Source organism: Kitasatospora sp. NPDC024654 (genome assembly GCF_055559155.1).
Genome location: NZ_JBVHLF010000028.1, coordinates 1 through 7,680, shown reverse-complemented (window position 1 = coordinate 7,680; position 7,680 = coordinate 1). Strand labels below are relative to the sequence as shown.

The window sequence follows — 7,680 nt, the reverse complement described above, 5'->3', positions numbered from 1 at the left end:
GTGGGCCCCCTTCCCCCCCCCCCCCCCTCCCTCCCTCCCCCCCCCCCCCGCCCCCCCCCCCCCCCCCACCTCCCCTCCCCCCCCCCCCCCCCCCCCCCCCCCCCCGGCCCTTGGCTTCCCCCCGTCCTGGCGGACGGCTCACCGGTGGTCGGCCGGCTGTGGGAGGAACCGACCCGGTTGACGGAACCGGACGACATTTCCGGCGCACCGGAAATCCGGGTGCGCGGTGTCGGAGGGTGTCGATTCGGAGGGATTCTTCGGACGCTGGTGCCTTGTTCTTCTCCGGGTGTTCCGTGTGCATAGCAGGACGGGTTCCTGCCTCGGGCCGGACTTTTTGGGGAATTGCTCGGCGTGCCGAAACGGTTGCTCCTTCGGCTGTTGCGGCGATCCGCGAAGCCGATGGGGACGGCCGCTTTTCGTAGCCGGACGGCCCCGCCGGAGTGTGCGCCGGGCGAGTGAGTGGGACCGGCGCGCCGGGGGGCGGATTTCCGGCCGGGCGCCCGAGATGTCAGGCTGGGGGCCCGACCGTCCCCGAGCCCTGGGCTGGGGGGACGGGGTACACCGGGGTTTCGGGCCGGGCCGGTGAGGGAGGATCTTCCAGCCGGCGACGGCCGGGGTCGGGTACCACCAGCCGGGTGTCGGGATGGCGCACCGTCCCACCGGAGGGTGGGGGGACTGTCCCGCCGGAGGGTGGGGTGGGGGCACCACCCGGCCGGAGGCTGGGGGAGTGTCCGAGTCGGATTCATGGTCAACACCGGTGTAGAACGGGGGAGTGACGGCAGTGACGGCCTCGGCCCAGTCTTCGATCCACGCAGGGAGCCAGCCGGCGGGGGATACCCTGGACAAGGCGGCCCGGGAGAACTTCCCGGTCGCTCCTGCCTTCCTGCCCGCCGCCTGGCGGGACGATCTGATGGCCGTCTACGGTTTCGCCCGGTTGGTCGACGACGCGGGCGACGGTGATCTCGCCGACCCGGCGGGCACGGCCGCGCTACTCGGGGCCGTCGTGCCGGCCGGGGAGTCGGACGGCACGGCCTTCCGGCTGGCGTTGCTGGACGCCCTCGAACGCGACCTCGACCGGGCCTTCGAGGCGGCACTGCCCGGCAGCGTCGCCGGTGCCGGGTCGACCGCCGAGCCGCCCCGGCATCCGCTGCTCCGCGCCGTCGTCCCGCTGGTGGACCGGCACGCGCTGACGCCGGAGCCGTTCCGCCGGCTGATCGAGGCCAACCGGGTGGACCAGAGCACCGCCCGTTACGCGACCTTCGAGGACCTGGTCGGCTACTGCACGCTCTCCGCCGACCCGGTCGGCCGGCTGGTGCTGGCCATCGCCGGGGTCGCCACTCCGGAGCGGATCGAGCGCTCGGACGCCGTCTGCACCGCGCTGCAGGTCGTCGAGCACCTGCAGGACGTCGCCGAGGACTTCGGCCGCGGCCGGATCTACCTGCCCACCGAGGACATGGCCCGGTTCGGGGTGACCGAGAAGGACCTGGCCGCGCCCACCGCCGGACCTCGCGTGCGCGAACTGGTGGCCTTCGAGGCGGCCCGGGCCCGGACCCTGCTCGACCGCGGTGCGCCGCTGGTGGGTACGGTTCAAGGAAGGCTCCGACTGCTCCTGGCGGGATTCACCGCGGGCGGCTACGCGACCCTGGCGGCGATCGAGGCCGCCGGGTACGACGTGCTGGCCAAGCAGCCGAAGCCCGACAAGCGCCGCCTCGCGTTGAAGGCGGCGGCCATCTTCGCGAAGGGAAGGTGAACGCCCCAGTGGCGGCATCACCACTGGCGTCCTCGCAGGTCATGGCGGCCTACCGGTACTGCGAGGCGGTCACCGCGCTGCAGGCCCGCAACTTCAGCTACGGCATCCGGCTGCTTCCGGAGCCGAAGCGGCTGGCCATGTCGGCGCTGTACGCGCTGGCTCGACGGGTGGACGACATCGGGGACGGCGAGCTGCCGCCCGAGCGCAAGACCGAGCAGCTGCTCGCCACCCGCGCGCTGCTGGACGAGGTCCGGGCCGGCGCTGTGGCCGAGGAGGACACCGATCCGATCAAGGTCGCGCTGGCCGACGCGGCTCGCCGCTTCGCGATCCCGCTGGACGCCTTCGACGAGCTGATCGACGGCGTCGAGATGGACCTGCGGGGTGCGGAGTACCAGACCTTCGAGGACCTCAAGGTCTACTGCCGCTGCGTGGCGGGCTCGATCGGCCGGCTCTCGCTGGGCGTCTACGGCTGTGAGGAGCCCAAGCGCGGCGCGGAGTACGCGGACGCCCTCGGGCTCGCGCTGCAGCTCACCAACATCCTGCGCGACCTGCGCGAGGACGCGATCAACGGCCGGACCTACCTGCCCGCCGAGGACCTCGCCCGGTTCGGCTGCGAGCAGGGCTTCGCGCTGTCCCGGCCGCCGCGCGGCGCGGACTTCACCGGTCTGGTGGCGTTCGAGGCCGAGCGCGCCCAGGGCTACTTCGCCGAGGGGCTGCGGTTGCTGCCGATGCTGGACCGGCGCAGCCGGGCCTGCACCGCGGCGATGGCCGGGATCTACCACCGGCTGCTCGGGCGGATCGCCGCCGAGCCGGAGTCGGTGCTGCGCGGCCGGGTCTCGCTGCCGGGCTGGGAGAAGGCGTACGTCGCGCTCTCCGGTCTGGCCGGAGGCCGTTCTTGAGCCTCGCGCACATCTCATCGCCCTCCACCAGCGGGGAATCACCCAGGGGGGTGTGGTTGTTGTCCGCGGGGATCGGGATCGGGTGGAACACGAACGACGGGGGGCGCGGATGACCGGGCGAGTCGAGGCTCGGCACCGCTCGGCGGTGGTGGTCGGCGGCGGTCTGGCCGGCCTCACCGCCGCGCTGCGGCTGGCCGAGGCCGGGCGGCGGGTCACCCTGCTGGAGACCCGGCCGCGGTTGGGCGGTCTGGCCTTCTCCTTCCGCCGCGGCGAGCTGACCGTGGACAACGGCCAGCACGTCTTCCTGCGCTGCTGCACGGCCTACCGCGGGCTGGTCGAGCGGCTGGGCGCGGCCGGTCAGGTGGCGCTGCAGCCCCGGCTGGACGTGCCGGTGCTCTCGGTGGCCGGTGGGCGGCACCGGCTGGGCCGGCTGCGCCGGGCCGGGCTGCCGGTGCCGCTGCACCTGGCCGGCAGCCTGGCCGGCTATCCGCACCTGTCGCCGGCCGACCGGCTGCGGGTGGTCCGTGGCGCGCTCGCGCTGCAGCGGCTCGACCTCGCGGATCCGGCGTTGGACGGCCGTTCGTTCGGTGAGTGGCTGCGTGTGCACGGGCAGAACGAGCGCACCCTCGCCGCGCTCTGGGACCTGGTCGGGGTGGCCACCCTGAACGCCCGGGCCGACGAGGTCTCGCTGGCGCTGGCCGCGATGGTCTTCAAGACCGGCCTGCTCTCCGACCCGGGCGCCTCGGACATCGGTGTCGCCACCGTGCCGCTGGGAGCCCTGCACCACGACGCGGCGCTGGCCGCGCTCGCCGCCCTGGACGTCCAGGTCCGGCTGCGCACCCGGGCCGTCGAGCTCAAGCCGGTGTCCGCCGAGGGCGGGCCGCAGCACACCGTCCGGCTGGAGAGCGGCGAGCTGCTCAGCGCCGACACCGTGGTGCTGGCCGGCGCGCAGGACGCCGCCGCCGCGCTGCTGCCGGCCGGCTCGCTGGACGGACAACGGCGGCTGGCCGAGCTGGGCACCGCGCCGATCCTCAACGTGCACGTGGTGTACGACCGCCGGGTGCTGCGCCAGCCGTTCTTCGCGGCGCTGGACTCACCGGTGCAGTGGGTCTTCGACCGCACCCCGCACTCGGGCCTGTCGCGGACCCGTCCCGGCGCGCAGTACCTGGCGCTGTCGCAGTCCGCGGTGCGGGACGAGATCGACCTGCCGGTGGCCGAGCTGCGTGCCCGCTACCTGCCGGAGCTGGCACGTCTGCTGCCGGCCGCCCGGGACGCCGAGGTGCTGGACTTCTTCGTCACCCGGGAGCGCACCGCCACCTTCGACCCGGCGCCCGGCACCGCCGCGCTGCGCCCGGGGGCCCGGACCAGGGTGCCCGGTCTGCTGCTGGCCGGCTCGTGGACCGCCACCGGCTGGCCCGCGACCATGGAGGGGGCGGTGCGCAGCGGCCATGCCGCCGCGGACGCCGCGCTGGCCGCCGCCGGTGAGCGGACCCCGGTGGACCGCGGCGACGGGCGGTGGCCCCGGTGACCGCGCCGACCAACCCCGCGCCACCCCCGACCAGCACAGACATCCGCACACCACCTCAGGGAGAGGGAAGCTACGTGGAGGCACGTCCCGGTACGGCCAACGGAGTGACGGCGCAGGCCGAGCCCGTCTCGGTAGCGGAGCTGCTGGCACGCGGCCGTACGCTCTGCACGCCGCCGCTGCGCGCCGCGGTGGCCCGGCTGGCACCCCCGATGGACGCGGTCGCCTCCTACCACTTCGGCTGGACCGACCGCACCGGCAGGCCGGTCGCGGGGGACGGCGGCAAGGCCGTGCGCCCGGCGCTCGCCCTGCTCTCGGCGGAGGCGGCGGGCGCCCCCGCGGCTGCCGGAGTAGCTGGCGGGGTGGCCGTTGAACTGGTGCACAACTTCTCGCTCCTGCATGATGATCTGATGGACGGTGACGAGACCCGCAGGCACCGGGCCACCGCCTGGACGGTCTTCGGGCCGGCCCAGGCGATCCTGGTCGGCGACGCGCTGGCCACCCTCGGCACCGAGGTCCTGCTCGACGCCGCCACCCCGCGCGGCGGCTCGGCGGCGACCCCGGCCGACGCCGCCCGGGCGGTCCGGCTGCTCACCACCGCCACCCGCAAGCTGATCGACGGCCAGGCCCGCGACCTCTCCTTCGAGCAGCGTGACGTGGTCTCGGTCGAGGAGTGCCTGGAGATGGAGGCCGGCAAGACCGGCGCCCTGCTGGCCGCCGCCGCCGCGATCGGCGCGGTGCTGGCCGGCGCCGACGACCGGACGGCCGACGCGCTGGAGCGCTACGGCCACCACCTCGGGCTCGCCTTCCAGGCCGTGGACGACCTGCTCGGCATCTGGGGCGCCACCGAGGTGACCGGCAAGCCGCACTGGGGTGACCTGCGCCAGCGCAAGAAGTCGCTGCCGGTCGCGGCCGCGCTGGCGGAGGGCGGCACCGCCTCGCGCCGGCTCGCCGAACAGCTGGCCGACCCGGTCGGCCGTGGTGAGGAGAGCGAGCAGACGCTGGCCGCCCGGGCCGCGCTGATCGAGCAGGCGGGCGGCCGGGCCTGGACCCAGGAGGAGGCCCGCCGCCGGCACAAGACCGCCCTCGCCGCCCTGGACGAGGTGCCGATGACCGACGAGGTGCGCGGAAACTTCGTCGCGCTCGCCGAATTCGTGGTGGTACGAGAGAGGTGACCTTACGTTGACAGCAACCGCGGACGGCCGGCTCGACCCTGAGTACGATCCCGAGCCGGTCGCGGTGGAAGACCGGCCGCCGGCGCTGCCCCGACTGGTCCTGCCGCCCGAGGGCGGTTGGCCTGACGGGGAGCCGGAGGACACCCCACCAGTGCAGGATTCACCCCCGGACCGAGCGGCGATCCAGGACACCCTCGACCGGGCCACCGCGCACCTGTTGTCCCTGCAGGATTCCGAGGGCTGGTGGAAGGGCGACCTCGAGACCAACGTGACGATGGACGCCGAGGACCTGTTACTCCGCCAGTTCCTGGGGATCCGGACCGCGGAGCAGACCGCCGCCACCGCCGACTGGATCCGCTCCCAGCAGCGCGCGGACGGGACCTGGGGGACCTTCCACGGCGGTCCGCCGGAGATCTCCACCACCGTCGAGGCCTACGTCGCGCTGCGCCTGGCGGGGGACCGGCCGGAGGACCCGCACATGCTGGCCGCGGCGCGGTACGTCCGGGAGGCCGGCGGAATCGCGGCGACCCGGGTCTTCACCCGGATCTGGCTGGCGCTGTTCGGCTGGTGGCCCTGGGAGCGGCTGCCGGAGATGCCACCGGAGATCATGTTCCTGCCGAAGTGGCTCCCACTCAACATCTACGCCTTCGGGTGCTGGGCCCGGCAGACCATCGTGCCGCTGACCGTGGTGTCGGCCCACCGTCCGGTCCGTCCGGCGCCGTTCAGCCTCACCGAGCTGCACACCGACCCGGCGAATCCGTTCCCGTTGCGCCCGCTCGCCCCGCCCGCCAGCTGGGACGGCCTCTTCGAACGCCTGGACCTGGTGCTGCACGCCTACCACAAGCGGGCGGTGCGCCCGCTGCGCCGGCTGGCGCTGAGCCAGGCCGGCCGCTGGATCGTCGAGCGCCAGGAGGCGGACGGCTGCTGGGGCGGCATCCAACCGCCCGCCGTCTACTCGCTGATCGCCCTGCACCTGCTCGGTTACGAGCTCGACCACCCGGTGATGAAGGCCGGCCTGGCCGCCTTCGACCGTTTCACCGTGCACACCGAGGACGGCCGGCGCTGGCTGGAGGCCTGTCAGTCCCCGGTCTGGGACACCTGCCTGGCCACCATCGCGCTGGTCGACGCCGGGCTGCCGGGCGACCACCCGGCGCTGGTCCGGGCCACCGACTGGATGCTCGGGGAAGAGATCACCACCCGCGGCGACTGGGCGGTGCAGCGGCCCTCGCTGCCCCCGGGGGGCTGGGCCTTCGAGTTCCACAACGACACCTATCCCGACATCGACGACACCGCCGAGGTGGTGCTGGCACTGCGCCGGGTGGTCCATCCGGACCCGGAACGGGTGGCGGGCGCGGTGCGGCGCGGCGTCCAGTGGAACCTCGGCATGCAGTCCAAGAACGGCGCCTGGGGCGCGTTCGACGTGGACAACACCAGCACGCTCCCCAACAAGCTGCCGTTCTGCGACTTCGGCGAGGTGGTCGACCCGCCCTCGGCCGACGTCACCGCCCACGTGGTGGAGATGCTCGCCGAGGTCGGCAAGGCCGACGACCCGCGGACCCGCCGGGGCGTGGACTGGCTGCTGCGCAACCAGGAGGCGGAGGGTTCCTGGTTCGGCCGCTGGGGCACCAACTACATCTACGGCACCGGCTCGGTGGTGCCGGCGCTGATCGCCGCGGGGGTCCCGCCGACCGATCCGGCGATCCGGCGTGCCGTGCGCTGGCTGGAGGAGCGGCAGAACCCGGACGGTGGCTGGGGCGAGGACATGCGCTCCTACGAGGACCCGGAGACCTGGTCCGGTCGCGGCGAGTCGACCGCCTCGCAGACCGCCTGGGCGCTGATGGCGCTGCTGGCGGCGGGTGAGGGGCCCGGCGGCCGGTACGCGCCGGAGGGTGGCGGTGGCACCCCCGCCGTCGAGCGCGGGGTGCGCTGGCTGGCCGCCACCCAGCTGCCGGCGGGCAGCTGGGACGAGCCGCAGTTCACCGGCACCGGGTTCCCGTGGGACTTCTCGATCAACTACCACCTGTACCGGCTGGTTTTCCCGGTCACCGCGCTGGGGCGTTACCTGAACGGCAACCCGCTGCTGGGTGGGGGGCGGGCGACATGACCGGCGCTCCGCTACTGGTGCTCTGCGCGCTCGCTCCCGAGGAGTGGGCGCTGCGTCGGGCCGACTGGGCGCAGGCGCTGCACGGCCCGCCGGTGTTGGGGGGGGGAGGGCGCGGGGCGGGTCGTGCCGGGCGGAAGGGGGGAGGGATGGCTGCGGGCGGGGGGGGAGAAGGGGGTGGGGGGGGAGGGTTTTTTTTTGGGGGGGGTGTCTAGATCCTCCCCCACCAA

Annotated in this window: 5 protein-coding genes; all 5 read left to right on the top strand. The window is 74.3% G+C overall.

The window, feature by feature from the left end; genetic code table 11:
* Window positions 1–781: 781 nt before the first annotated feature.
* The 5 genes from hpnC (at window position 782) to shc (ending at window position 7,453) form a co-directional block, all read left to right on the top strand.
* Window positions 782–1,750: a squalene synthase HpnC gene (gene hpnC, locus ACZ38L_RS18425; protein WP_465694237.1), complete on the top strand. Its 969-nt coding sequence runs from the start codon at window positions 782–784 to the stop codon at window positions 1,748–1,750.
* 41 nt (window positions 1,751–1,791) lie between these two features.
* The gene (gene hpnD / locus ACZ38L_RS18420; protein WP_465694236.1) at window positions 1,792–2,649 is read left to right on the top strand and encodes a presqualene diphosphate synthase HpnD; all 858 of its coding nucleotides are present in this window, start codon (window positions 1,792–1,794) and stop codon (window positions 2,647–2,649) included.
* A 109-nt stretch (window positions 2,650–2,758) separates the two neighbouring features.
* On the top strand, window positions 2,759–4,177 hold the full coding sequence (gene hpnE / locus ACZ38L_RS18415; protein ID WP_465694182.1) for a hydroxysqualene dehydroxylase HpnE: 1,419 nt from the start codon (window positions 2,759–2,761) through the stop codon (window positions 4,175–4,177).
* A 74-nt stretch (window positions 4,178–4,251) separates the two neighbouring features.
* The gene (locus ACZ38L_RS18410; protein WP_465694181.1) at window positions 4,252–5,349 is read left to right on the top strand and encodes a polyprenyl synthetase family protein; all 1,098 of its coding nucleotides are present in this window, start codon (window positions 4,252–4,254) and stop codon (window positions 5,347–5,349) included.
* Between the two features lie 151 nt (window positions 5,350–5,500).
* A complete protein-coding gene (gene shc, locus ACZ38L_RS18405; protein ID WP_465694235.1) occupies window positions 5,501–7,453 on the top strand; it encodes a squalene--hopene cyclase in 1,953 nt (650 codons plus the stop codon).
* Window positions 7,454–7,680: the final 227 nt, after the last annotated feature.

What these genes read in the sequence shown, in the direction of transcription:
- hpnD (WP_465694236.1), top strand. Translation starts at nt 1,792, where the DNA reads ATGGCGGCCTACCGGTACTGCGAGGCGGTCACCGCGCTGCAGGCCCGC.
- hpnE (WP_465694182.1), top strand. Translation starts at nt 2,759, where the DNA reads ATGACCGGGCGAGTCGAGGCTCGGCACCGCTCGGCGGTGGTGGTCGGC.